At 53.5% G+C, this 24,612-nt stretch carries 22 protein-coding genes; 4 read left to right on the forward strand and 18 right to left on the reverse strand.

Annotation, left to right across the window (positions count from 1 at the left end; translation table 11 throughout):
* Nucleotides 1–10 precede the first annotated feature (10 nt).
* Nucleotides 11–775: a stalk domain-containing protein gene (locus tag LOK74_RS14995; RefSeq protein ID WP_230042840.1), complete on the reverse strand. Its 765-nt coding sequence runs from the start codon at nucleotides 773–775 to the stop codon at nucleotides 11–13.
* A 276-nt stretch (nucleotides 776–1,051) separates the two neighbouring features.
* Between LOK74_RS14995 and LOK74_RS15000 the strand changes: the two genes are divergently transcribed.
* On the forward strand, nucleotides 1,052–2,284 hold the full coding sequence (locus LOK74_RS15000; protein ID WP_230042841.1) for a winged helix-turn-helix domain-containing protein: 1,233 nt from the start codon (nucleotides 1,052–1,054) through the stop codon (nucleotides 2,282–2,284).
* Between the two features lie 319 nt (nucleotides 2,285–2,603).
* Here the strand turns inward: LOK74_RS15000 and LOK74_RS15005 are convergent, their stop codons facing one another.
* The 16 genes from LOK74_RS15005 to queD form a co-directional block, all read right to left on the reverse strand.
* The gene (locus LOK74_RS15005; RefSeq protein WP_230042842.1) at nucleotides 2,604–3,341 is read right to left on the reverse strand and encodes a PIG-L deacetylase family protein; all 738 of its coding nucleotides are present in this window, start codon (nucleotides 3,339–3,341) and stop codon (nucleotides 2,604–2,606) included.
* Entirely contained in the window at nucleotides 3,338–4,375 is a 1,038-nt protein-coding gene (locus LOK74_RS15010) for an N-acetylglucosamine kinase (RefSeq protein WP_230042843.1), read from the reverse strand. Before LOK74_RS15010 ends, LOK74_RS15005 begins: the two co-directional genes overlap by 4 nt.
* Complete coding sequence (gene argH / locus LOK74_RS15015) at nucleotides 4,375–5,883, reverse strand: argininosuccinate lyase (RefSeq protein WP_230042844.1); 1,509 nt, start codon at nucleotides 5,881–5,883, stop codon at nucleotides 4,375–4,377. The genes LOK74_RS15010 and argH overlap by 1 nt, the downstream gene beginning before the upstream one ends.
* The gene (locus tag LOK74_RS15020; RefSeq protein ID WP_230042845.1) at nucleotides 5,873–6,652 is read right to left on the reverse strand and encodes a creatininase family protein; all 780 of its coding nucleotides are present in this window, start codon (nucleotides 6,650–6,652) and stop codon (nucleotides 5,873–5,875) included. The genes argH and LOK74_RS15020 overlap by 11 nt, the downstream gene beginning before the upstream one ends.
* A 70-nt stretch (nucleotides 6,653–6,722) precedes the next feature.
* Entirely contained in the window at nucleotides 6,723–9,272 is a 2,550-nt protein-coding gene (locus tag LOK74_RS15025; RefSeq protein ID WP_230042846.1) for an NEW3 domain-containing protein, read from the reverse strand.
* Between the two features lie 134 nt (nucleotides 9,273–9,406).
* Complete coding sequence (locus tag LOK74_RS15030) at nucleotides 9,407–11,134, reverse strand: ABC transporter permease (RefSeq protein WP_230042847.1); 1,728 nt, start codon at nucleotides 11,132–11,134, stop codon at nucleotides 9,407–9,409.
* Nucleotides 11,135–11,145: 11 nt separating this feature from the next.
* On the reverse strand, nucleotides 11,146–12,222 hold the full coding sequence (locus tag LOK74_RS15035) for an ABC transporter ATP-binding protein (protein WP_230042848.1): 1,077 nt from the start codon (nucleotides 12,220–12,222) through the stop codon (nucleotides 11,146–11,148).
* Nucleotides 12,223–12,276: 54 nt separating this feature from the next.
* On the reverse strand, nucleotides 12,277–13,413 hold the full coding sequence (locus LOK74_RS15040; protein ID WP_230042849.1) for an extracellular solute-binding protein: 1,137 nt from the start codon (nucleotides 13,411–13,413) through the stop codon (nucleotides 12,277–12,279).
* Between the two features lie 26 nt (nucleotides 13,414–13,439).
* A complete protein-coding gene (locus LOK74_RS15045) occupies nucleotides 13,440–14,618 on the reverse strand; it encodes an ROK family transcriptional regulator (RefSeq protein WP_230042850.1) in 1,179 nt (392 codons plus the stop codon).
* A 195-nt stretch (nucleotides 14,619–14,813) separates the two neighbouring features.
* On the reverse strand, nucleotides 14,814–17,096 hold the full coding sequence (locus LOK74_RS15050) for a hypothetical protein (protein WP_230042851.1): 2,283 nt from the start codon (nucleotides 17,094–17,096) through the stop codon (nucleotides 14,814–14,816).
* 490 nt (nucleotides 17,097–17,586) lie between these two features.
* Nucleotides 17,587–18,522, reverse strand: a complete 936-nt coding sequence (locus tag LOK74_RS15060; protein ID WP_338148673.1) for an AEC family transporter — start codon at nucleotides 18,520–18,522, stop codon at nucleotides 17,587–17,589.
* Between the two features lie 51 nt (nucleotides 18,523–18,573).
* Nucleotides 18,574–18,987 carry a hypothetical protein gene (locus LOK74_RS15065; protein WP_230042853.1) on the reverse strand — a complete coding sequence of 138 codons (414 nt, stop codon included), beginning with the start codon at nucleotides 18,985–18,987 and terminating at the stop codon, nucleotides 18,574–18,576.
* A gap of 30 nt (nucleotides 18,988–19,017) precedes the next feature.
* Nucleotides 19,018–19,446, reverse strand: a complete 429-nt coding sequence (gene queF / locus LOK74_RS15070) for a preQ(1) synthase (RefSeq protein WP_230042854.1) — start codon at nucleotides 19,444–19,446, stop codon at nucleotides 19,018–19,020.
* A gap of 14 nt (nucleotides 19,447–19,460) precedes the next feature.
* Nucleotides 19,461–20,114, reverse strand: a complete 654-nt coding sequence (queC, locus tag LOK74_RS15075) for a 7-cyano-7-deazaguanine synthase QueC (RefSeq protein WP_230047016.1) — start codon at nucleotides 20,112–20,114, stop codon at nucleotides 19,461–19,463.
* 94 nt (nucleotides 20,115–20,208) lie between these two features.
* On the reverse strand, nucleotides 20,209–20,919 hold the full coding sequence (locus LOK74_RS15080) for a 7-carboxy-7-deazaguanine synthase QueE (protein ID WP_230042855.1): 711 nt from the start codon (nucleotides 20,917–20,919) through the stop codon (nucleotides 20,209–20,211).
* Complete coding sequence (queD, locus tag LOK74_RS15085; protein WP_230042856.1) at nucleotides 20,919–21,395, reverse strand: 6-carboxytetrahydropterin synthase QueD; 477 nt, start codon at nucleotides 21,393–21,395, stop codon at nucleotides 20,919–20,921. Before queD ends, LOK74_RS15080 begins: the two co-directional genes overlap by 1 nt.
* 387 nt (nucleotides 21,396–21,782) lie before the next feature.
* On the opposite strand from queD, the gene LOK74_RS15090 reads away from it, so the two are divergent.
* Genes LOK74_RS15090 through LOK74_RS15100 form a run of 3 tightly spaced genes read left to right on the forward strand, consistent with a single transcriptional unit; the run spans nucleotide 21,783 to nucleotide 24,070 of the window.
* On the forward strand, nucleotides 21,783–22,634 hold the full coding sequence (locus tag LOK74_RS15090) for an amino acid ABC transporter substrate-binding protein (protein WP_230042857.1): 852 nt from the start codon (nucleotides 21,783–21,785) through the stop codon (nucleotides 22,632–22,634).
* A complete protein-coding gene (locus tag LOK74_RS15095; protein ID WP_230042858.1) occupies nucleotides 22,621–23,322 on the forward strand; it encodes an amino acid ABC transporter permease in 702 nt (233 codons plus the stop codon). The genes LOK74_RS15090 and LOK74_RS15095 overlap by 14 nt, the downstream gene beginning before the upstream one ends.
* A gap of 13 nt (nucleotides 23,323–23,335) precedes the next feature.
* Nucleotides 23,336–24,070 (forward strand): amino acid ABC transporter ATP-binding protein, encoded by a 735-nt coding sequence (locus LOK74_RS15100; RefSeq protein ID WP_230042859.1) that lies wholly within the window; start codon nucleotides 23,336–23,338, stop codon nucleotides 24,068–24,070.
* On the opposite strand, the gene LOK74_RS15105 is transcribed toward LOK74_RS15100, so the two are convergent.
* Nucleotides 24,067–24,279 (reverse strand): hypothetical protein, encoded by a 213-nt coding sequence (locus LOK74_RS15105; RefSeq protein ID WP_230042860.1) that lies wholly within the window; start codon nucleotides 24,277–24,279, stop codon nucleotides 24,067–24,069. The genes LOK74_RS15100 and LOK74_RS15105 overlap by 4 nt on opposite strands.
* Between the last annotated feature and the right edge of the window lie 333 nt (nucleotides 24,280–24,612).

Here is a 24,612-nt window from a genome sequence, read left to right on the forward strand (position 1 = left end):
CGCTTGCGCCTCAGTTCTCAAACAAACGCTTGCCTGTTTCAGCATTGATAAACTGGATTGTGGAGTACGGCGGCAACTCTGCTTTCCCAACCACATAGGGGTAGCTGATCACTTGTGGATACATCTTACCTTCCTCTGGTTCGGTCAGACGGACGTAAACCAACAACTGCTCCCAGCTCATCTGCTGTTTTTCGATCTTCAAACCATATCCTGGGTGGGGCACTTCTCCCCGTGCGATCACATACAGATCACCGAGACGATGAACACCTTGCTTCTGCTTTACCTTTTCGACGAATGCTTTCTGTTCCTCCGTGAGGGCGTCTTGAGCTACGGAAACAAATGTTCCGGCCGTTTTGGTTTCATTCACGTTGATGGTACGGTTCTTCTCATCCCACTTTACCTGGTACCCCAATTCCTCCAGGGTCCAGCGAAGCGGCAGATAACTGCTCTGCTCGTTGACGATCGCTCCCTGATCGATGGTGATCCACTCTCGACCCGTCTTCACCTGATTTGTGCCTGGTTTATACCTCAGTTGATATCCGTTGGAGGCGATGAGCGTGATCACACCCTCCTCTTCTTCCACACCGCCGTTGATCAGCTTCGCTACATCCTCTACATCGATCATCGTACGGTCGTTGTACACCACCAATTCCTGTGCCAGCACGACGGACTCGCCACCCAGGGTGACCTGTACGTCTGTATCGGCAGCGCCCACTCCGGCTGTCATCAGGGAGAGTGCCAGCACCAATGTCGGCAACACTTTGCGTCTGTCCATCTCTTGATCCCTCCACCAACTATGATCCATTTGTGTTGTATGACTGCTTTCCACAGAAAAATGTTTCATTCCTTTCGTCCATCTTTCTCTAGTAAGAGTGTTTCCAGCTTCCGGTAAAAGTATCGCAAACGGACGACGAAACTCCTCATCGTTGGACTTGTCTGGACTAATAAGACTGACATATACTAACAGATGAATATTTTTACAGAACGTGCACAGAAAGGGGTCACCTGCTATGGTTGATCGCATAGGTTCGTCATGAGTTCAGCTTATCCCGTGGACCGCATAGCGGCTCGCCGATTTCTCCTGGCTGCACAAGGCCTGTTAGACGCTGACAGCAAAAAGACGCTAAGCGGCAAAGATGCAGAAGAAACACTGCAGATGATCCGCAGGTTGGAGTGCGTCCAGATTGATCCGGTAGCCGCCGCAGAACGGAATCAGCATCTGGTGCTGGCCGCCCGCATGCCTGCCTACCGTCCGTCCCACCTCGAACAACTACTCGTAAAAAACAAAATATTTGAGTACATCGCCAATGAAGCGTGTGTCATTCCGATGGAGGATTACGCTATATTTGAGCCTATACGGGACCGTTACAAAGCTCGTCTGACGGGCAGGTTGGAGCAAATGGGTGAGGTAGTGGAAGAGGTGCTGACACGCCTGCGAGAGGAGGGACCGCTCCCTTCACGTGCTTTCCGCTCCAGCAAGCGTGTACATGGCTATTGGGACAACACCACGCCCAAGACAAAAGAAACATCGCTCGTCCTCAACCTGCTGCTCGACATGGGGATCGTCATGGTAGCGAGGCGGGACGGTACCGAACGCTTCTTTGATTTGGCCGATAAGACGGTTGTGGAGGGACAGCGTCGGAAGGCTGCATCGCTGGATCGTACCAGTGCAACCCAAGCACTGATAGACAAGTACATCCGAGCTTACCGTCTCTTTGATGCACAGGATCCGCGATTTGGCTGGTGCAAAATCCCTGCTGGCGAGCGACGGACAGAAATCGAACGTCGTCTGCAGGCTGGTGTCGTAACCGCTCTGCAGATCGAAGGAATCCAACGGCCGTATTATATTTTGTCCGAAGATCTGGAGCAGCTGCGGCAGTGGCAGGACTGTTCGCGGCACGACATGTCGTCTGCTGCTTCGCTCACCTTTTTGCCGCCGCTGGACAACCTGCTGTGGCGGCGAGAGAGAATCGTCGACTTGTTTGATTTTCACTACAAGTGGGAGATCTACACGCCTGCCGAGAAACGCCTATATGGTTATTATGCGATGCCCATCCTGTACGGAGATCGGTTGATCGGCAGGATGGACCCTAGGTTGGACCGGAAAGAGGAGAGGCTGGTCGTCCGGCTGCTGCAGTTGGAGCAGGATGTGGAGATCACGTCAGACCTGCAGCTTGCCCTCCGTGAGTCTCTGGAAGCGTTCGCTCGCTTTCACCAGGCGAAGGAGATTGTCATTGATCAGACCGTGCCTGATGCGCTGAGGAAAAGGCTGAGTTGGGCGTGATCATGCAGCGGGACAGGGTTCCCCCTTTGAGAATTGCCGTGAGGGGTGCAATTCAGGGAAATGCACGCTGTTAGAGAAATGACACGCTGATGCTATTTTGCTTTGCGACACGCATAGTGGTGGGCGAAAGAGAAAAACAGCCCTATGCTGATGTTTATCGAACCAAATATGCCGCATGTCATCGTTGTCTCCAGCACCCGCCCTGCTTTGGTTGCCCCAAAACTTTCAAATTGCAACTAAACTTTTTTATTCGTCGATGAAAAAAAGAAAGGATCACCTTCCACCGACAAAGGGAAGCTGATTCTTTCTTTTCCTTCCGCTACAGTTCAATGATCCGAATTCCCTGCGCGCATACTTGTGGATCCACTGGTTTGCCTTTGGATCGAACCAGCGTATAGTATTCATAGTTGCCAATGACACTGAAGTCGCCTTCCAATACACCAGGGTAGGCCCGGTTCAGAGAGTAGGCCTGACTCTGATGTGCACGCAGTGCCTCCCCTTTTGTCTGCCGATAGGGGGAGATGTCCACTTTGCCGGTAATAGGGACAGCCGCCTGTGGTCCCTTGTCCTGGCAGTGGTCATAGTAATGCGGGATCGATACGAAGTAAAAATCAGAGTAATGTTCGGGATGCAGCATTGGCTCCACCTGCAGTACGGCCTGTACCGTCGCTTTTGACAAGGTGATATGATCCGGGTGTCCCGTCACACCATCTGGCGGAAAGGTGACCACCACGTTCGGCTTTACTGCGAGAAGCGTCTCAGCAATCCGCCCGGTTAGCTTGGCAAAGTCCTGGTCGGCAAGCGAACCATCTGGATAGCGATAGAGAAAGGTCTCTGTAATCCCCAGGATGGAAGCCGCCTGCCGCAGTTCCTGCTCGCGGTGGCTGGCCAGTTCCTCGCGGCAGGTAAACTGAAACGGTCCCGACTTTCCCTTGCAGCCGGAAGTGGCACAGACCAGATAGGTCTCCTCTCCAGCTTCGTGATACTTGGCCAACGTCCCCGCACACGCGAACGATTCATCATCAGGATGAGGAAACAAAAACAACAGTTTTTTCATTTTTCAACACCTCTGTCTGATTCCGCCTTCTCCCTTTTGTTCAAGTACGATATGCCTTTGGCGATCACTCCGGAGATCGGGTCGTGTTTGGCCGTGTCGACTACCACCTGTGGCGTGAAGTGTCGCACGTTTTCTACGACCAGTCGCCTCACCTGCTGATCGTTTTGCAGAACGCCACCTTGCAGGATCATCTTGAATGGCTGCTCGTGCATCGACAACTGCTGAATCACTGCCCGCGCCGCTTGTGCCAGCTCCTCCGCTGCCAGTGTGAGGATTCGGGCTGCCACAACATCGCCTTCTGCCGCTGTCTGACTGACCAGGGGAGAGAGTTCGCCTACTTTTTCTACCGAATAAGAGGGGCCATATGTCCAATTATACAACTCTTCCACCTGTGACAGACCAAGATAGCGAAGCAGACGATCGGTCAGCCTGGTTGGCTCCCCGCGACCGTCGGCTGCCTTTAGGACGGCAGTAATCATCTGTTTACCGATCCAATAGCCGCTTCCCTCATCTCCCACACGATGTCCCCAGCCGCCAGCCCGAGCGGTTATCCCCTGTCCATTGATCCCATAGGCAATCGAACCGGTGCCTGCGATCACCAGGATCCCGGCGTCTCCGTCGGTAGCTCCCAACAAGGCGGCAAATCCATCGTTTTCCACAATCAGGTGGTGAACGTGGATCTTCAGTTGGGCCAACACCTCTTTTACCATCTCCACGATTACCTGCCGGTCGTATTCCGTATCAAGACCAGCCATCCCAAATACTGCGCACTCCACTTCCCACACCCTGCCCTCTGTGGAGGGTGAGGCATCTGCTTCCTCAGTGGAGGGTGTTCCCTCTGCTGCTGTCGTTGCCATCGCTGTCCGAATGGCATTGGTCAGTTCACGAGCCGCTGCGGTTGTGCCTATCCCCTGGTAGTTGCAGGATCCGGCACGACCTGTTCCGAGGATGCGCCGATCTGTAGCCACCATTGCGGCCAAGCATTTTGTTCCCCCTCCATCTACAGCGAGCAGCGGGACCTGTATACGCTTCATCAAGATTCACTCCATCCATCCACCACCTGATCCAGCCAAAGCTGAGCGTCCCCGATGGTTTGTCGCCTTGTCTGAAGCCATTCCTGATTGACCTCCAGCCGCTTTTTCCGCTGTTCAATCATTCGCTTCATCACCTGCGGACTTGGCCCGCCCGGCAGCGTGCGCACCATGACAAAATGGGCAGGATCAAGCGCCAATCTCAACTGATCCTCCGTCAGTTTCAGCTTGCGCTTGATCACCGCTTCTGCCGCCTCATTCACAAGATCCAGGCTGATCTGGTTGGCCGCCAGCCCTTGCTGCATCGCTTCGCGGACGACACGGCTGACGATATGATGAGATGTGCGGAAAGAAAGACCATCCGTTCGCACGAGGATGTCAGCCAACTCTGTCACGGTGGCAAAACTGTTCTTGGCCCGTTCGAGCAAGAGTTCCTTGTCCACATCGATCGTTGCGATCACGCATGCGAACAGTCGATACATTTGCTCCAGCACGGACAAGCTGCGCCAGGCATAAGGCTGCATATCATCCTCCGTGTCGACGATATCGCCAAACGGCGTGTTGTGCATCATCGTCAGCACAGTCGCAGCATTCCCGGCCGCACTGGACAGGAGGGAACGCATATGCTCAAAGGAGACAGGGTTTCGCTTTTGCGGCATGATAGAGCTGATCTGGACGTATGGGTTGGCCACTCTCAGCACAGCAAACTCCTGTGTGCACCACTGCAGCATATCCTGCACCGTCCGCCCCAGGTTGACCGCGGCCAGCTGTACTGCGGCAGCCGTTTCCCCCAGATAATCGGCTCCGCCGATCGCGTCGTAGGCATTTTCTACAACATCGTCAAAGGCGAGCAGTTCTCTCATCCGCTCCCGACTGATCGAAAAACCCGACGTCGTCAGAGCTGCAGCGCCCATACTGCTCCGATTGACCGTGTGAAAGGCATGGATGAGACGATCAATGTCGCGATCAAGGGAGTCGACCACCGCAGTGATATAATGGGCCATCGTCGTCGGCTGTGCCTGCTGCGTGTGGGTATAGCCGATCATCACCGTCTCCATATGCTCTTCGGCAAACTGGAGCAAATGCTCTTTCAGATAGAGGGCCGATGAGAGGGTGTGCAGCAGTTTGTCACGCAGCACCAGGCGATAGATCGTTACCCCCATATCATTGCGGCTGCGGGCCAGGTGCAGATTGCCGGCTACGTCACCGGCAACTTCCAACAGCCGACTCTCTACCTGAAAGAACAAGTCTTCAAACTGCCCGGTATACGGTGAGCGGCGCAGTTCTTCCAGATCAAGCTGGCGAATGGCCCGGGCAATCGCCCTAGCTTCCGCTTCACTGATCAACTCCTGTTCGCGGAGCATGATCAGATGGGCCTTGTTCACAGCCATCATCGGCTCCAGCAGATGGTTCTTCGCTTCGTTAAAGGCAGGCTCCAGCACGACCTCTGTATAGGTTTTGCCCGGGAAGCTGGTGCCCTCCTGCTGAAGCACTTTTTCTCTATAATTCATCGTTGGTTCCCCTCTCTCCTGACAGCTTTCTTCTCATCTCCAGCCAGTTGCAGATCAGTAGGTTCATGTTTTTGGCAGCCTCGGCGACAATCGCTTTTCCCGCTTGCAGGGAGGTTTGCTGGATCCGGCCGGTATATCCCGCCCAGCCAGAAGGAGCGCTCTCTACCAGCACATACGGAAGCGGAGATAATGGCGATATCGCATCCAGTTCCTCATCTTCCTCCTCCACGGCGACCAGATCGGGGCGGAGTGCTTTCACTGCTGACATCTCGTACGGACCGCCGTGCCCCCGGCCCGCGGTTCCTTGGAACAGTCCCTGCTGCTCACAAAACGGGACAGCCGCCATCTGCCACCAGTTGATCAACAAAAAGCTGGCATCCTTGTATTCCGCGGTAACCGCTTCGGCTACCGTGCGCGAAGGGCCCATATTGGCGTCATGAGCATTAAGCAGGACGATGTTGCGTATTCCCAACTGACAGATACCTGTTACCACATCCCTCAGGTAGGCGATGTATACCTCTGGTTGGATGGAGACCGTTCCAGGATAGTCGACCGTTTTCCCTGGACATGGCGAAAAAGGAATGGACGGATAGATCAGCGGTTTGCTCTCTGGATCGATCAGCTCCGCAAACCCCTCAGCGAGGATCTGGTCAGTTCCGTATGGCGAATGCGGACCATGGTATTCAAGCGAACCCAGCGGAAGCACTGCATAGTTCGCTTCTGCCAGGGCAGTGCCAAGCTCTCGTCCATGTAGATCGGCTATCTTCATCATATCCTCCCCGTGTCATGTGCGGGAGAGGAGCCCGCCGTAGTGTGACTAACTCCTCCCCCGTCTCGTCTTATTGCTTCAAGCTGATCATGTTGACAAACATCCGAATCGCTCCTGGCACGAGGGCCGGGATTTCACGATACCAGACGAGTGTGCTGTAGGTATAGGTGCCTTTGCCATACGGCGCCGTCAAAAAGATGCCAGTAAACTCTTCTTCACCGGGATCTCCTGTAGAGATCAGTTCTACGTATTCATCGCCCCACTCAGATGCATTGTAGAGCGAACGATCCTGAATCCAGCCCTGCCAATCCTCTTCTGTGATCTTGTTCGGCGTGTTGAAAATCGGGTGATCGGGTGCCAGCATCGTCACATGCGAAGTTTCGTCCGTGACGCGCCACTCGATGGACGGACTGCCGACCGTGATCGGGTAAGGTGCCAAGTCGGGAGACCAATTGTCAAACGGTTTGTGGTACTGTACGACGAGATTGCCGCCGTCTTTTGCATACTGCAGCAGACGGCCATTGCTCGGGATCAACTCAGGCCTAAAGCCGTAAGCACGGATGCCGAGCACGATCGTGTCATACTGACTCAGATCGCCAGATTCAATCTCTTTCGCATCCAGTTCGACCACATCCACACCCAACTGACGCAGGTACTGATCAATATCGTCAAACCCGCTGGAGACATAGCCTACCTTTAGTCCCTCCGGCACAACCAAATCAAATGCCTGGATGGTCAGCTCTGTCGGCTGGATCAAATACGTTCGGCCAATATGCGGATACTGGATCACCTGTACATCACGGCTGCTTTCTACGCTGCCGTTGGCTGCCTTTGCCGTAATCATGTACTTGCCTTTTGGTACAGAAGCGGCCGGTTTGACGGTAAAATCGGTCGATTTCGTCTCCCCTTTGCTGGCGAACGAGAGTGTCCGGGAGGCAGGCTCAACCGTCCACCCATCCGGCACCTGCAGCGTGATCGTAGAGGTAGCTGCACCAGGCATATAGTTCCGTACCGTCACGTTTACCGGAATCGGCTCCTGTGGATGGCGCGTATTGAGCACGGTCGCCTGCGGGTCGAGCGATACCGAGAAGGCAGGCAGTACCGCAATCGTCTGGGTTGGTGCAGCACGAACCATACTTTCACTGCCAAATGCTTCCCAGCTTACGTCAGCCGTAACGGCGGACGCCTTGTAGGGATGAAACAGCGGCGCATCGTTTGGCACCGTTACCGCAAAGTCGGCCGAAACCGTCTGATTGTAGCCCAGTTCGGCGAAGTGTGTCTCACCCAACGGCTTCACCTGCCAGCCGGCTGGTGCGTTTAGCCTCAGCTCCGCCTGGTTCAGTTTGACGCTGCCGCCATTGTAAGCGGTCACGGTCATCTTGGTTGTCTGTCCGGCGACCAGTTCACCCGTCTCCGGTCTCAGCTTGGCTACGAGCGAGACCGCTTCTGCACTGGCCTTGTCAAGCTGCTCCGCCTTTACCCGCAGACGGTGCAGCAGATCGATCCGCGTCGCTTCATCCAGCTGGGACGCCTCTACCTGTGCGACTGTCTTCTCCAGATCGCGCTTCATCTCATGTACTTCCCGGGCCACTTCGGCAAACTGCGGATACGCCTCCATCACTTCCTGCGCATCTTTATGGAGCGTGCGCAGGCCTTGTGCCGCTTGCTGTCCGCCTGTTTTGGATGCTACTTCCTGGGCCAAATCAGCAAAGGTGTAGGCGATCCCATCGAAGAAATCCGCTTCTTTTTGCTTGTCGGCTTGATCGACTGCCCCTTCGCTGGTATTGGCCAGCTTGTAATAGTTGTAATGCGGCCCCTCATCGTAATGCCGGCCCATTCCCTGACTCTTGTGCATGAACCGGGATTCTTCACCCAACTGAAGATATGAGGCGCCGTATACTTCATCGTAGTCACCTACCGGCACGGATACGGTATAATCCTTCTCCGTAGCCGGCATGTACAGCTTTTTCACCTGCCATGGGTGCAGTCCCCGCTCCAGATGCTCCGGAAAAACGTCTGGATTGGCTGCATCCTGAAACGCCCTCACAGTGAGAATGCTGATCGCCCTGTGGTGACCATGTTGGGAGGGATCATTTAAAAAGGCAGGTATCAAGACGTCAGGCCGCAGTTCACGAATCTTGCGAATGAGACGTTCGTAAACCACCTTCTCTCCCCACAAGGAGAGTGTCTCGTCTGGACTTTTAGAGAAACCGAAATCAAAGATGGGGTCGTTGATCTCTTCGCTGAGAATGCCCAGTGTCACATTGTTGGCAGCAGATGCTTCCTGCAGCTCCCGTGTGCGAATCACGCCCAAAGCGTTGAACAGCTCACTGCCGATCTCATTCTGCCCGCCTTCACCGCGGTTGGCGATGATGCTCGATGTGTCCACACCCCGCCCCAACGCCAGATAAGCAAGCATCGCGCTGTGTTCGTCGTCCGGGTGGGCACCCGTGTTCATGGCGCTGGCGATGGTGGTGAGAGGTTTGATTGCTTTCCACAGATCGACCACGCCCCGCTCGGCATAAGCGGTTTGCGAGAGTGCCGGCAGCAGCAGACTAAACAGAAGCGCCACCGACGTGACAAGAGATAACAGTCTGGTGAATGATTTCCCCTTTCTCATTCCACGTTCCTCCGTTTCGCTTTAGACTCGGACTGATCTATCGGCAGGAAGTATTCTGTCCTTCCTCCCCCATCAACCACAGCTGCCCAGCCGTATCAGGGAGTGCTTGCTGCGGATTGATGTCCAATCGGTGATCAGACGGCCGTCCCGGCATTGTCTCCAGCTACTTTTCGAGAAAAGAACAGAACGATAATGATAAGTGTGATTTGCAGTACTCCATAGGCACACGCCGTACCGAACTCAAACGCGTACATACGCTGGAAAATAGCAACGGAAAGCGGTGTAGCGCTTGGTGTAAACAGCAGGATGGAGGCGACGAATTCGCCAATTCCCTGCACAAACGCCAGCAGTGTTCCTGCCAGCACGCCGCTTAAAGCCATCGGAAAGACGACGCGCCGAAAACTGTACCACCAGGTAGCCCCCAGATTGCGGGCCGCTTCCTCCACCGAACTGTCCATCTGCATCAACGTGGCCGACGTAGAGCGGAACACCAGCGGCAGGTGTCGGACGAAGTAAGCCAGCGGCATAATCCAAAAGGTGCCCACCAAGACCTGCTGAAAGCTAAAGGCAGACGGTTCGCTGAAGGCGGCGATCAGGTTGACCGCTACAACCGTCCCAGGCAGTGCCCAAGGAAGCATGATCAGCACATCGAGCAGTGTTTTGCCTCTGAACTTCAATCGGACCATCGCATACGCAGCGGCTACGCCGAATATGACATTTCCGATGGTGGCGATAAAACTCAGCTCAAAGCTGGTCGCTATCGGCTCCCACGTATCACTGTCGGTAAACAGCTCGATGTAATGATCAAGCGTATAGATAGGCGGCAAGATCTGCACGGTCCACGTCCCGTCTTCTGAGAAAGAGATCAGCACCAGCACGAGGATCGGCAGCATCAGCACGATCACCCCAAGCGTTGACAGCACGATCGAGACGTAGCGTCCTACAGGGCTTTTCACCTCTGTACGATGCACACTTACCCCTTTACTCAGGTTCTGGTAATTGCGGGCACTTTGATACCAGCGCATGATCAACAAGAATAAAATGGAGACGATCGACAGAATCGTCGATTGGGTGGCAGCCATCTCCAGATTGCCGTTGGTTCGCGACAGGTATATCTGCATCGTCATCGTGCGATCGACGCCAAAAATCAACGGCGCGGTGTAGGAAGCCATCGAGATCATAAAGACCAACAGGGAGGCCGCTACCATCGCCGGTGTCAGCATCGGCAAGATCACACGTCGCCATACGGTGAAGCGACCTGCTCCCAGGCTGGCAGCCGCTTCTTCCAGAGACGGGTCCAGCCCCTTGATCGCCGCGGAGGCGGTCATGTAAAAGTAGGTGTACATCGTAAACGTGTGCACGACCAGCACGCCCCAGATGCCTTTTAAGGAAAAGGGGACCTGTTCCAGTTGAAACAGCCATTGCAGCGCGCGGGGGATAATGCCGCTCTCGCTGTACAAAAAGGTAAACGAGAGCACACCCACCAGCGGCGGCAGCGCCATCGGCACCATGGCCAGCACCGACAAAATCTTGCGGCCGGGAAACTCGTACCGCTCCAGCAAAAACGCCATCGATACGCCTACGATGCCGCAGCAAATGACGCTTAACACCGAGATGTACAAGCTGGTCCAGAGAGCTTCCAGATTGGCTGGATGCTCAGGATCAAAAAAGTTGGCGTAGTGTTGCAGTGAAAACTGTCCCTCCACCTGTGCACTTTGCAAAAACGTCTCAAACAGCGGGTAGATCACATAAGCCAGCAAGATGAGAAATAACGGCGCGACCAGGACATATACGAAGTAGGGGGAGGAGGTGAGGGACGTCCTTGGTTTCGGTGAAATCCGTTTTGACAGTTCCAGCTTCATTCAGATCCCCCCTACCCCACGAAGTAAATGCTTTCGACAGGAATGTGCAGGGCAAGCTCCTCACCGCGCTGTCTGACTCTGTGCCCCTGGTTGACAAACATCGCCCGCAGCCGATTCTCCCCGATCTCTGTCACGTAATTGACACTGGCTCCGGTGAATTCCGAAACGAGGATTTCCCCCTTGACTACATTGGCATGATCGTCCGCTTTCGCCTCACGAATATACTCCGGTCTGATTGAGACAGTCATCTTATTCCCCACCGCCAACTGATTGGCCGGCGAGGTATTGTCCACCTTGCCGATGAGAACAAGACCAGGAGCCACCTCAATCTGCGCTTCCCCGTCGGCAATCGCGGTAATCGTTCCTTCCCACAGATTGGTTTCACCGATAAAGGAGGCGACAAACCGGTTCAACGGACGGTTGTAGATCTCATCCGGCGTACCGATCTGCTGGACCACGCCACTGTTCATCACCATAATGCGGTCAGACATCGACATCGCTTCCGCCTGATCGTGCGTCACATAGATCGTCGTAATGCCCAACTCCAGCTGCAGGCGCTTGATCTCGAACCGGGTCTCCTCCCGCAGCTTGGCATCCAGATTGCTAAGCGGTTCGTCCAGCAGCAAAATCTGCGGTTCGATCACCAGGGCACGCGCCAGAGCCACCCGCTGCTGCTGACCGCCTGAGAGTTGATCGATCCGTCGGCTGCCGTACCCTTCCATGTGGACGAGTGCGAGGGCTCGTTCCACTTTTTTCTTGATCTCATCGCGCGACAGCTTGCGTACCTGCAGGCCGAACGCGATGTTTTCAAACACAGTCATATGAGGAAAAAGGGCGTAGTTTTGAAACACCATCCCCGTATTGCGCTTATTGGGCGGCAGTGCGGTCACATCCCGATCACCAAACAGGATGCGGCCGGCAGACGGAAAATAAAAACCGGCGATCATCCGCAGTGTCGTGGTCTTGCCGCATCCACTGGGGCCGAGAAAGGTAAAAAACTCTCCCTGCTTGATCTCGACGTCTACATCATCTACGCCTCGCACGCTGCCAAATTGTTTGCTTACATGCTCCAGTGTCACACCGCTCAAATCCGATTCCCCCCGTTGTGAATATGAGCAGACGGAGGATTCCCCCGCCTGACGTTACTCGCTGCCTTTTCCTTTGATGTTTTCATCCCAATACTGCATCCACTCTTTTTCCTTGGCCGCCATCACAGCCCAGTCGATCTCCATCGGTTTCAGCTCAATTCCCTGCAGCCAGGAAGGCAGCGTATCTTTGCTGATGTCGCTTCTGGTCGGGATCTGGTACAGGGTCTCGGCCAACTCGACGCGAAGCTGTTGATCAAACAGGAATTCGTAAAACGCCTTGGCCGCCTCCATGTTCTTGGCTCCTTTGACAATACCTACTCCATCGACAAGGATCGGAGCCCCGCTCTCGGGATAGATGAAGTCGAACGGCTGGTTGTTCTTCTCTTTCTGGATCATGATGTCCTGCAGGTTCCACAGTGAGATCAAGCCTTCCTGACGAGCCAGCTTGAGGTAGAGGTTGGTCGGGTTTTGCGCGTATTCCTTGGTGTTGGCGTCCAGCTTCTTCAACCACTCATACCCTTTTTCCGGTGTATCCGCTCCTTGACGGAAAATCATCGAGGAGTAGATTGTGCGCATCGTCCCCGACTGCAGGACACCGCGGATGATGATTTTGTCTTTGTACTTTGGATCGAGCAAGTCGTCCCAATCCTGAGGCGCCTCTTCTTTTTTGAGCGCCTGCGAGTTGTACATGATCACTTCCGGCAGCAGCATCTCGCCATACCAGCGATCTTGCGGGTCTTTGTACAGCTCCGGAATCTTGTCGCTGAAGCTCGGTTTGTAGCTCTCCAGCAATCCCTCGTCAGCGGCCGTCATCAGTGCGGATTGCGTCCCACCCCACCAGAAATCGGCTTGGGGATTCGCCTTTTCGGCGCGTACCCGCTCCAGGATTTCCTGAGCCCCCATGGTAAGTACTTCAACTTCGATGTTCGGGTGTTTTTCCTCGAACTTCGGTTTTACGGCTTCAATCACGTTTTTGTCTCGTGCTGTGTAGATGATCAGCTTCTGCGACTCTGGCTGCTCCGCCCCTGTGTCACCGGACGAATTCTGTTCCCCCCCTGCCGGTTGACTCGTATTGTCGGCTGATGGCTGTGCTCCTTGACCGCCTCCGCTACAAGCTGCAAGCGTCAGCGCCAGCGTACCGGCAAACACGCCTTGCATCCATTTTTTCAACAGACTGCTTGATTTTCTCATGCCTTTTCCCCCTTTTTGATATTCCGTCATTTATCTAACAGCTTTTCGGAAGGAAACGCTTCCAAGACGCTGTAGACGGCCCCGATTAAGCCAGCTTCTTCACCCAAACTGGCTTTCACAATTCGCGGTACGACTGGTACCCACTCGGCCAGCCATCGACTGATCTGATCGACACCATCGTCATCGATGTGAACCATCTCGCCGCTCAGGATCAGCAGTTCCGGGTTGAGGACGCTGATCATATTGGCCATGCCGTATGTCCAGTGGCGGTACACATCGGCAATCAGCCGTTCTGCTTCCTTGTTCCCCTGTTTGGTCTGCCGGATCAGTTCTGTCAGGATGCTCATGTTCTCTGACAGGTCGGGGAGAAATCCCTTTGCTCGCTGCACGATGCCGGGGACGGAGTAGTTCTTCTCAAACACGCCGAATTCCCCGTCGGCTCGTTGGTGCAGCGGGCCGATCATCATGTAGCCCACTTCCCCGGCCGCTTCCCGGCTGCCCCGGAAAAACTGTCCGTCGAGAATAATCCCTGCACCAATCCCCGTGCCTACGTACATGTAGACAACGTGCGCCGAACCAGTACCGGCCCCGCGGGCACATTCCCCCAACGTCATCATGTTTACGTCGTTATCGATAATGACCGGAATGCCGAGCCTCTGTTCGATCTCCTGCTGCACCGGCAGATCCATCCACCCCGTGCTTGGCGAGAAACTAACTGTACCGCTTCGCCGCTGCGTAATCCCCGGCAGTCCCACGCCGATACCCAACAGGCGATCACGGGTGACACCGCTTCTCTGAAGCAGATGCTCCAACCCGTCCGCCATGTCTTGCAGCACTCGATCACTATCGGCCGGATGCATCAATCTGGTGCGGTGGCGGGCGAGGAACTCTCCCTTCAAGTCTGCCAGTGCCATCTGCAGGGTAGTCCCTTCAAACACAGCCCCGGCAATGACGTAAGCCTGATAGTTGTACTCCAGTAAGATCGGTTTGCGCCCCCCTTTGGAGTCACCAATCCCCACTTCCTGCAGAAGCCCATCCTCAATCATCTCGCTCACCAATGCCGAGACACAGGGACGACTGAGTCGAGCCTCTTTGGCGATATCGGCGCGTGAAATCTGACCGTGCTGGATCACCTGCTGCAGAATCTCCGATTTGTTCAACTTTTTTAGCAGCTTGCTGTTGTTTGTTTTTTTGGAATCGCTCATGTATCAGACTCACCACCACTGTTAGTTAACCTAACTAACAAAGTTACCAAGAATTATAGTTGTATTGTTACTAATTGTCAAATAATTCCCTCGAGGAAATGAAAACGTTCCCATCTTCTGCATTGCTTTTACATATATATGCCTGTCGCTTATCTTAAACCAACATTTTTTAAGTAAAGTGACAGGCCTGGTTCTCTACTTTTCCCTAAGCAAACTAAAATGGCCTGGGGTGTACAAAAGGATAACCCTGTAATCCCCTTGACTTGCCACAAAACGGGTATAACCATTGGGCCCTTGCATGACAATCTCGACGCTGGGGGTACGATTGGTACCTGTGAGCAGCCCGATAACCCGCCTCACTTCCGCGGCAACCAACCCGCCGGCATCGATAAAATCAACGGCTGTGCGCAGTCCAACATGAGCCAGATGGTCTGAAATCGCTTGAACAATATGTTCGATTTGATCTCGTGGAACCTCAGGCGTTCCGGTTACAATCGAGCGAATATAGCAGTTGAATCCCTCTCCGCTAATGCGAGTGATGTTGTAGCGATTCAGGTCTACATTGGAATCACTTTTGTGCTGGCTGTTCGAATCACTCTTGACCTCGCTGCTGGAATCACTCTTGTTCTTGCTGCTGGAATCACTCTTGTTCTTGCTGCTGGAATCACTCTTGTTCTTGCTGCTGGAAGCCTGCTTTTCTTGATTTTTATAGCTCCAATCAAACAAACTGATCTGCTTAGGCCCTTTTTCAACTTTTTCACTCGCTTTTTTCAGTCTTTTCCCCACTCTTTTCGTCTCTTTTTCTTTCGCTCGCTTCTTTGGATTTGGGGTATGCTCGGGAAGAGCGTCCTCAATCGTGTCGATCGTGATGAGAGGCTGCATATCGTTTTTCCCAGGATCGGGAAGATCCATCTGAACATCCATCAATGTGGAGTCCAACTGCTCCATAGGTATATTCAACGTATCGAGAATAAGCCTCCCTACCCGCTTGTCCATCCAAGCCTCACCGAGGGAGGAATTGACATCATAGTTGCCGATGTGGTGCAGCATAGCTTCCACGTATTGCTGTGTCCTTTCTAACAACCGATTCTTCAGTTGGTTTAAATTTCTCTGTTCTTCCGCTATTTTTTCATGATCTATTTCGCCGGAACCGCTCTTTTTAGGCGGCTGTTTTCGATAAGAGTCTTCAACCAACCAGTGTTGTTTTTTATACTGAAACGCTGCCTCCTGGTACCGTTGCTGCAAGGCAAGGAGTTTTTCTCGTCCCTGCTGCCACAGTATTTCGTAGGGCCCGCCTGCACATTGGTCCGGATTGTGAATCACTGCGTTTTTCTTCAATCTACCGGGGTAGATGGTTTCTACTAGTTTGACTCCGTCTGCAAACTGCTTGCGGAACCATTTTTCATCCCCTTCCCCATGCTGTCGTCCAATACCGCCGGATACGGAAGCGACAGTAAAGGTATGCAGGATCTCCAGCCCTTTGTTTTTCCTAAACGCCAGGTAGACCTCTTTTTTCTGGGATAGTGCGGTGTCAATCGCTTTCAACAGTTGCTGATATTCTTTTGGGACGTCTGTTTTCTCTAAGAAAAATGTCTGCAATTGAACCATTGTTCGCATCTGGATTTCGCGCAAAATCATTCTCGCCAAATCGTCGTTTTGCAGCAGTGCGTTATCAATCAGGTTGGCGATTTTCGTACCCTCTTTTGTGGTGTAATCACTCACTTTTTGCTCTGTCGTTTTCATGCGGTTTAAAATGGCATTCGTAAGCCACTGCTTTGCCGTTAACTTGTTGAGCCCTTCCAGCTGCAGCCTCATCTGCCTGCTCATTTCTTTGGCCAGCTCTTTATCCACAGTCTTTGGAGCATCAAGTTTGATGGAGAGTCGCTTGGTTGGAGTATCTTGTTGGCTCAGATACTGCCAGATGATTTGGTTGATGGCCTCAACGGTAAACGCATCTTTCTCCACATTTGGAAACATGCTTGTTTGATCAATCTGTTCAAAGAGAGTACGGAATTTCTCATACGGGAACGACTTGTAGATCTGCTCCTGCAGTTCTGGTGTAAGATAGTCATAGTTTTCTTCGATGCAGCGCTCCAATCGCAGTTGGAGGGCGTCTCCGGAATTTGATAATTCGTCATCCACAACTTCCATCTTGTCATCTGGAGAGTCGTTTTGGGTGAACTGCCGGATTACGCGCTGCATCACCCGAGGATTCGTTTCAGCGTGCGGTGTGGTTTCCTCCTTGTACCCGGGTCCATCTTGCAGAACAGACGGGGAAGGAAATCCTGACTGTAACATCTGGGTAACCGCCTGATTGCCGATGATTTTCTGCAGCTGCATAATCTGCAGAGCAGACGGTGTCAAATCAGGTGATGACGGGAAAGCACAGATGCGGGCAGTCTGTTTCCGTTTATCAGATGAATTGCTTTGATTCCTTTGATATGCCCCTTGAGCTGGCTTTTGATCGTGGGTCCGCATATTACCTCCCGGTGTTTCCCATGATACCGTTTGAATCATAAGGTCGAGTAAGACTGTTCGCCATCGGTATTCATGCAGAGAATGTGTAAACTCTATTCGTTATTATATCATCCTTGGTATTGCAGGCAATTATTGGAGTTGTTACGATCAATCTAGTAGCTTTCAGGACCTCTTTGATGATGGACTGATCAAGCTGTAAGCGGCCATTGTTTTCTTTTATCGTGAGGGAGGCTTAGCGCGAAAATAAGAAGAGCATATGAAGGAGAGGCATACGGGATAGCTAACGTACATGTGGAAAGCTGGAAAACTACATATAAAGGGATCATTGAGATTGATGGTGTGACCTTATCTGAACGTGCGTATGGCTGGGATGACCTGAATGGCCTGTCAAGACTGATACAACCACGCTAAAAAACTCCTGCTAAAGAGTGCTCCACAGGAGTTTTAAGCGTGCTGACAAAGCCTCGGTATAGACGGAGAGCAGCTCTTCTCACAGTTCCAGCAGGCGACCACCCAACAGGACCATCAGCGGTATGGTTATCAGTCCGATCAGGGTAGAAAAGACGGTTGCCATGGCTCCCATCTGTTCATCTGCTGCATATCGGGCGAAGAGGATGGAGCCTAGTGTGAGACTGGGCATCGCCACCTGGATCACCACTACTTGAACCACATCTACAGGAAGTGTGAACAAGCTTAATGCCAGGATCATGGCCATGGGAAACGCAAACAACTTCATCACAATCGGCAGACCAATGATCGGCAGCGGCAGATGCTTTTTCCTTGTCAGTAGAGCGGGGATCAAAAAGCCGATGTACATCATGGCCAGTGGAGATGCCAGGTGGGCCAGAGTGGCCACGAACGTTTTCACCGTCTCTGGCGGCTGCACCCCTACCAATGCGATCAAAAGGCCACCTACAATGGCCAGCATCGGGATGTTCACCAACGCCTTCAATCCGGCAAACGACAGGGTACGCTTCTCCTGCAGCAGCATGACACCCACTGTCCAGAGCGTAAAATCGAGACCGGCGTCAAAGACCGCGGCAAGCAGTGCCCCTTTTGGCCCAAATAAAGCGGCACATAGCGGCAGGCCAATAAAACCGGTATTGCCCAGGCCAGAGACAATCGCCATCTCACGTGCTTTTTTAGCCGACGCACCGGACATTTTGGCTGCAAGCCAGCCCATGCCGATGCCAATACAGTTAAACAAAACAGACAGAAAGAAGATGAGAAAGATCTGCTTCAACAACGTCTTGTCAATCGGGATCTGAAAGATTCCGTTTAAGATGATACAAGGCATCGCTACGTTGACGATGATCGTGACCATCAACTGCCGGCTGTCATGGCTCAGCGGTGTGTGTCTGGCAATCAAAGCGCCAATCCCGATAATCGCTGCCATGATCGCAATGGACGAGACCAACGACCCCATTTCCACAGCTTGTGTCCCTCCAACTCCCCAGGTTCTTTTTTGGTACCGCCACTATACGGTTGGCGACGCTTCCTCCACCGGCAGCCACCTGATCCCCTCGTACGTTGCAAGCTCACAGGTTCGCAGGATGTCGCCGCAGACAGGAATCGCCTGCTCAAGCGGTACACACCACGTCCCCGGAAAGGCAGCTTCACTGCCCTCCACCGTGAGGGTCTCCAGTGTGTGCACAGGAGCATCCAGAGTCAGCACAAAGTGCTGTTCGCTCGGCTCGTACTCTTTCCACTGAACCAGCACCTTGCCGTTGTCTCCACCGGCAACGACCAGATCAACATGCTCGCCATACGCCGCATGTACCAGTGTGCATCTCTCACCGTCCAGCGTCGCGATCGCCTGCAGCACCTCATGCCAAGCTGTATGCGTACTCTCTTCCCCTGTTGCGTCCGTGTACATCCGCCAATCGTTCATCTGCAGCATGACTCCTTGGTATGACCGACTTTACCGTGCATTTGTTTCCTTCTTGTACTCTACCACTACTTCTGTGCCCAGTCCACCACGGGCATTCCAGTTCGCTTCAATTCGCATATACAGCGGATCGCAGCAAGCGACCAGATCGTTCAGGATCCGGTTGGTCGCATGCTCCTGATAGATGCCCACGTTGCGGTAGGACGTCAAGTAGTATTTCAGCGACTTCATCTCGATCAGCTTCTCGTTTGGGATCATGTAGATTTTCAACTCGGCGAAGTCCGGCAAGCCCGACCATGGGCAGACAGACGTAAACTCATTGGTAGGAAGCATCACTTCCGTCCGTTTGCCGACGTATTCATACGGGATGGTCTCCAGAATGTCAACCATGATAGCCGACTCATCCTGCGTGTCAAAACGGATATTGTTGTACTTGCTGTGGTTGTGCTCTACTTGTGCCATATCTCTCTTCCTTTCTATTTCGTAGATGGTTGGGTAGGCCAATCAATCGGAATGGCGTATTCGATCGGGTCGACCGCCCCCGCTTCACGGAATCCTTTGATGCGCAGACGGCAGCTGTCGCATACACCGCAGGCGGCCGACTCACCTTGGTAACAAGAAGTTGTCAGGTGATACGGAACTTGCAGCGCAAGTCCGAGGCGGATCGTATCCGCCTTGCTGGCGTGAAGCAGAGGGGCCTCGATCGACAACTGGCCCTCTTCTGTGCCAAGCCGCGTTGCCAGCCGAGCCGCCTGCTCCATCGCCTCAATAAAGACGGGGCGACAATCGGGATAGCCGCTGAAATCGACGGCGCTCACCCCGATGTAAATCGCAGACGCGCCGACTACTTCTGCATAAGCGGTGGCCATGGACAGAAAGATCAGATTGCGGGCCGGGACGTACGTCGCAGGAATCCCATCCTCCACACCGTCTGTGGAGACGGGTATCGTCTCGTCCGTCAAAGCGCTGCCGCCAATATCACGCAAAAAACTGGTGGCGACAATCTGGTGCCGCTCTACTTGGTAGTAAGCTGCTATCTGCTTGGCCTGCTCCACTTCACGATTGTGCCGCTGTCCATAGTCAAAGGTGAGCGGGTACAGCTCATATCCCCGCTCTCGGGCGATTCCCATGCAGGTCGTACTGTCAAGACCACCGCTCAGTACGACAACGGCTCTCTTTTGTTTGCTGTTCAAAAACGGCCTCCTCCTCTCGGCAAAAAGCGGGTTACACACCGCGTGTCTCCGGGTGCCAGATCACCTTGTGTATCTGCATGTTCAACTTCACATCTTTACGACCGCTGGCCAGGATCAGCTCTACCAGCCGCGCTGGCGGCATCGTCTCCCAAACCGGGCTGAACAGCGGCAGCGCAGCTGTCTGGCAGCGATCCAGCACCTCGCATGCAGCCTGAAAGTCTCGCTCGTCAGCAATCACGAACTTCAGTTCATCCTGCGCTCCCAGCAGCGATAGATTTTCCGCGATCATACGCTCTGCCTCACCACTGGCCGGGAGCTTCCAGTCCATGACGAAACGCAGTTTGCCTCCTGCATCTTCCTCTGTCTGGCGCAGCTGGACAAACGGCGCTAGTGAAACAGCACCGTTCGTCTCAACATGCAGATCCTGCACACAGGAGACTTCGCTCAACGCTTTAACCAATGCCAGTGACTTCTCACCGTGCATCAGCGGTTCACCGCCGGTTAGACAGACGTATGAGTTGCCGTAGCCATCCACCTGTGCGACGATCTCGCCAATCGTCGCATAAAAGGCGGGCTGGTGAGGGGCGTAGCTGTAAGTCGTATCGCACCAGGTGCAGCGCAGATTACAGTTGAACACCCGGACAAAGGTAGTCGGAAAGCCTGCCTTTGCTCCTTCCCCTTCGACCGTCTGGAAGATTTCCACCATCGGCAGTCTCATTGTACGATGATCCGCGACAGTCATTACGCTTCCTCCATCCATTCCCGCTTCAGGGTACCGTAGCTGTTGGGGGTCTCGTACAACTTCAGCTCTTCAATCCGGAATCCGGACGCCTTCAGGCCCTTCTCCGCGAGCGCCTGTTCGATCTCCTCCCAGATCCAGACCAGCAGGTTCTCCACCGATGTGTTCATCGGTGGCAGCGTCTCATTAAGGTATCTGTGATCCAGCCGCCCTTTCAGGCGCTCTTCGTAGATCGACTTGATCTCTCCAAAGTCGATGCTCATGCCGATCTCGTTGGGATAGCCGCTGATCGTCACCTCCAGGCGGTAGGTATGACCATGCAGACTGATACATTTTCCCTCGTAGTTGTGCATGTGATGAGCCGCATCAAACGTAAACACCTTGGTGATGGCAACACGCTTGCTGTGATAGCGCAGTTGTTCGGGCCTGATATCACGGTGCAGCTGTTGGAGCTTGCGCGGAACCTCAAAAGCAGCCATCTTCCGTTCACCTCCCAGCATCAAATGCTGTCTCTTTTCACGTGGCTTTCACACTGCCAGCGACGGTTGATCGACATGCCCCCAATAAAAAAACCACCCTGCACCAGGCATCAAGCACAGGTGGAGAGTGGTGTTGTCGTCACTTGTCCGAATCGGTTACGAGAATGAATTCGTTACATTCGTTAGTGAATCACTCTCCCCTAGTTTTGTTTTACGAGAGGAGGGGGTTTCGAACTCTCGATCACGTCGCTCTATCCATCATAGCAGAAGGACATTTCGATGAGAAGCAAAAAGTTTTGCCGCAAGTGCAAAAGCCAGTTGACAAACGTTCCGCTCCCCGGTACAGTACAAGAATATAAATCATATCGGTTTAGTGGGGGATTCAAAATGAAAAAACTTCTTGCGATTGCATCAACCGTATTCCTGCTCGCTCTTACCGGCTGCGGCACCTCAGGTACGACTGGTTCATCCGGCACGCCGGAATCTGCCGGACAGACGTCCCAAGAGCAAGCTCCTGCCGAACAAGCAGAGGCGCAAAACCTGCTGGAAAAGATCAAGGCCGAGGGGAAACTGCTCATCGGTACAGAGGGAACCTACGCACCGTTTACTTTCCACGATGACTCCGGCAAGCTGACCGGCTTTGATGTCGAGTTGGCGGCTGAGATTGCCAAGCGGATCGGCGTAGAACCAGTATTTATGGAGACCCAGTGGGACGCGATGTTTGCCGGTCTTGACGCCGAACGGTTTGACATGATCGCCAACCAGGTGGGAATTCGACCAGACCGGCAGGAAAAGTACGACTTTTCCAAGCCATACGTAACCTCTACAGCTGTACTGGTCGTTCATAAAGAGAACAATACGGTAGATGGATTTGAAGACATCAAAGGATTAAAGGCGGCTCAGACGCTGACCAGCAACCTGACTGACATCGCCCGTGAAAACGGGGCCGAGATCGTTGGCGTAGAAGGATTCAACCAGGCGATAGATCTGCTGTCATCAAAACGGGTCGATGTGACGATCAACGATGGTCTGTCACTGTTGGACTTCCTAAAGCAAAAACCGGAGACCCCGATCAAGATGGTCGCCAAACACCCAGACGCAGCCCAGAACGGCTTCATGTTCCGCAAAGGAAATCCGGAGCTGGTTGAAGCTGTCAATCAGGCTCTGGATGAAATGATGAAAGACGGAACGTATCTGAAAATCTCTGAGAAATGGTTTGGTGCGGATGTTTCCAAGTGAATGGTTCGCTAACCCGGAACGGATCAACCGTCTGATCGATATCGCGCAAAGCTCCTTTCCCCATCTGGTGAAAGGAGCCTTGCTCTATTCACTGACCCTCGCCGTGGTCTCCTTTGCGATTGGATTGGTGCTCGCGATCTTGACGGCACTGGCTCGCATCTCCGGCGTCAAGCTGCTGGAAGGAATCGCCCGTACTTATATTTCGATCATTCGCGGGACGCCGATGCTGGTACAGTTGTTCATCATTTTTTACGGACTGCCTAACATCGGCTGGACACTGGATCCGATTCCATCTGCGATCATCGGCTTTTCCCTTAATGTGGGAGCGTACGGTTCCGAGATCGTCCGTGCCGCCATCCTGTCGATCCCAAAGGGCCAATGGGAAGCCGCCTTTTCCATCGGGATGTCCTATCGTCAGGCTCTGCAGCGGATCATCCTGCCACAGGCGGCTCGTGTCTCCATACCGCCGCTGGCCAACTCTTTTATCAGTCTGGTCAAGGACACATCGCTGGCCGCCGTCATTCTTGTGCCGGAGATGTTTCGCAAGGCCCAGGAAATTGCCGCTGCCACCTACGAACCGTTGCTGATCTACAGCGAAGCGGCGCTCATCTATTGGGTGATCTGCATGGTGCTGGCGTTGATCCAGGACAAAATCGAACAGCGATTAGACCGCTATGTCGCGCGATAAGGAGAGTACTGAGATGATTTCCATCCGACAACTGCACAAGCGCTTTGATTCGCTGAACGTCTTGAAAGGTATCGACCTGACCATCGAGCAGGGGAAAGTGATCGTCATCATCGGCCCTTCCGGATCAGGCAAGACAACTCTGCTGCGCTGCATGAATATTCTGGAGATCCCCACCTCCGGTTTGGTTCGCATCGGTGACGTTGAACTGGACTTCTCCGGCAAAACGGATAAAAAGCGAATCCTGCAGCTCCGCAAGCAAACCGGCATGGTCTTCCAGTCGTTTAACCTGTTTCCGCACATGACCGCCATCGAAAACGTGATGGAAGGACCGCTCACCGTCAAAGGAGAGAGTAGAGAAACAGCCCGTCAAAAGGCAAAAGCACTGCTGGCCAAGGTAGGCTTGGCCGAAAAAGCGGACCACTATCCCTTCCAGCTGTCCGGGGGACAGCAGCAGCGGATTGGCATCGCCCGTGCGCTGGCGATGGATCCGAAAGTGATGCTGTTCGATGAACCAACCTCGGCACTTGATCCAGAGCTGGTCGCTGAGGTGCTGAAAGTGATCAAAGAGCTGGCTCTGGAAGGGATGACGATGGTCGTCGTCACCCATGAGATGAGCTTTGCCCGCGAAGTGGCTGATGAAGTGATCTTTATGGACGGTGGCGTGATTCTGGAGCGCGGCACACCTGAAGAGCTGTTTAACCGTCCGCAACAAGAGCGGACCAGGCAGTTTTTGCAGCATATTCACTAATCCTGTAGGGAAAAGCCATGCCCCACCAAACAGTGTGTGGGCATGGCTTGTTTACTGTCAGTACGGTCTGCGCCTTCTAGGACGGCAGCATCTCGGCGGACAGAAATCGCAGAAATCCGGACAACGGCGTCTTGGCGGTCTACGCCGATATTGGACCAGACGGCGATATGGCGAATCGTCGTACGGTGAATCGTAATACGGCATTTCATGATAATACACGAAGCAACATCCTCTCATTTTCTGTTCTCTAGAAACGTCGCTCTAGCTGCGTAGACCATCCATACACAGGAAGAAGCCAGGGGGGAGTACGGATGATGGGATACTTGGAATGGAAGATCGATGGGGCAGGTAGATGATCGAGTACCGCTGCATGCTGCGCCCCCCTATAGCAAGTCTCACTTAGTCGTCCCAGAAAGCGAAGATGATCACGATGATCACGATGATCCAGATAAACCCGTCATCATTACGTTTGCCCATTTCCCTCCTCCTCTCTCCCAGACGCTTTGGCAGTCTACCTATCCGGCGCTGCCAGTAGTTTACTT

This window comes from Brevibacillus humidisoli (assembly GCF_020923435.1).
GTDB classification, from domain to species: domain Bacteria; phylum Bacillota; class Bacilli; order Brevibacillales; family Brevibacillaceae; genus Brevibacillus_E; species Brevibacillus_E humidisoli.

Coding starts and splice junctions, on each gene's coding strand:
- queF (WP_230042854.1), bottom strand. CDS start 19,446: ATGGCACAAGTAGAGCACAACCACAGCAAGTACAACAATATCCGTTTT.
- LOK74_RS15100 (WP_230042859.1), top strand. CDS start 23,336: ATGATTTCCATCCGACAACTGCACAAGCGCTTTGATTCGCTGAACGTC.
- LOK74_RS15095 (WP_230042858.1), top strand. CDS start 22,621: ATGTTTCCAAGTGAATGGTTCGCTAACCCGGAACGGATCAACCGTCTG.
- queD (WP_230042856.1), bottom strand. CDS start 21,395: ATGGCTGCTTTTGAGGTTCCGCGCAAGCTCCAACAGCTGCACCGTGAT.
- LOK74_RS15060 (WP_338148673.1), bottom strand. CDS start 18,522: ATGGGGTCGTTGGTCTCGTCCATTGCGATCATGGCAGCGATTATCGGG.
- LOK74_RS15105 (WP_230042860.1), bottom strand. CDS start 24,279: ATGAAATGCCGTATTACGATTCACCGTACGACGATTCGCCATATCGCC.
- LOK74_RS15045 (WP_230042850.1), bottom strand. CDS start 14,618: ATGAGCGATTCCAAAAAAACAAACAACAGCAAGCTGCTAAAAAAGTTG.
- LOK74_RS14995 (WP_230042840.1), bottom strand. CDS start 775: ATGGACAGACGCAAAGTGTTGCCGACATTGGTGCTGGCACTCTCCCTG.
- LOK74_RS15050 (WP_230042851.1), bottom strand. CDS start 17,096: ATGCGGACCCACGATCAAAAGCCAGCTCAAGGGGCATATCAAAGGAAT.
- LOK74_RS15080 (WP_230042855.1), bottom strand. CDS start 20,919: ATGACTGTCGCGGATCATCGTACAATGAGACTGCCGATGGTGGAAATC.
- queC (WP_230047016.1), bottom strand. CDS start 20,114: ATGGGAATCGCCCGAGAGCGGGGATATGAGCTGTACCCGCTCACCTTT.
- LOK74_RS15040 (WP_230042849.1), bottom strand. CDS start 13,413: ATGAGAAAATCAAGCAGTCTGTTGAAAAAATGGATGCAAGGCGTGTTT.
- LOK74_RS15065 (WP_230042853.1), bottom strand. CDS start 18,987: ATGAACGATTGGCGGATGTACACGGACGCAACAGGGGAAGAGAGTACG.
- argH (WP_230042844.1), bottom strand. CDS start 5,883: ATGAATTATAGAGAAAAAGTGCTTCAGCAGGAGGGCACCAGCTTCCCG.
- LOK74_RS15025 (WP_230042846.1), bottom strand. CDS start 9,272: ATGAGAAAGGGGAAATCATTCACCAGACTGTTATCTCTTGTCACGTCG.
- LOK74_RS15020 (WP_230042845.1), bottom strand. CDS start 6,652: ATGAAGATAGCCGATCTACATGGACGAGAGCTTGGCACTGCCCTGGCA.
- LOK74_RS15010 (WP_230042843.1), bottom strand. CDS start 4,375: ATGAAGCGTATACAGGTCCCGCTGCTCGCTGTAGATGGAGGGGGAACA.
- LOK74_RS15005 (WP_230042842.1), bottom strand. CDS start 3,341: ATGAAAAAACTGTTGTTTTTGTTTCCTCATCCTGATGATGAATCGTTC.
- LOK74_RS15030 (WP_230042847.1), bottom strand. CDS start 11,134: ATGAAGCTGGAACTGTCAAAACGGATTTCACCGAAACCAAGGACGTCC.
- LOK74_RS15090 (WP_230042857.1), top strand. CDS start 21,783: ATGAAAAAACTTCTTGCGATTGCATCAACCGTATTCCTGCTCGCTCTT.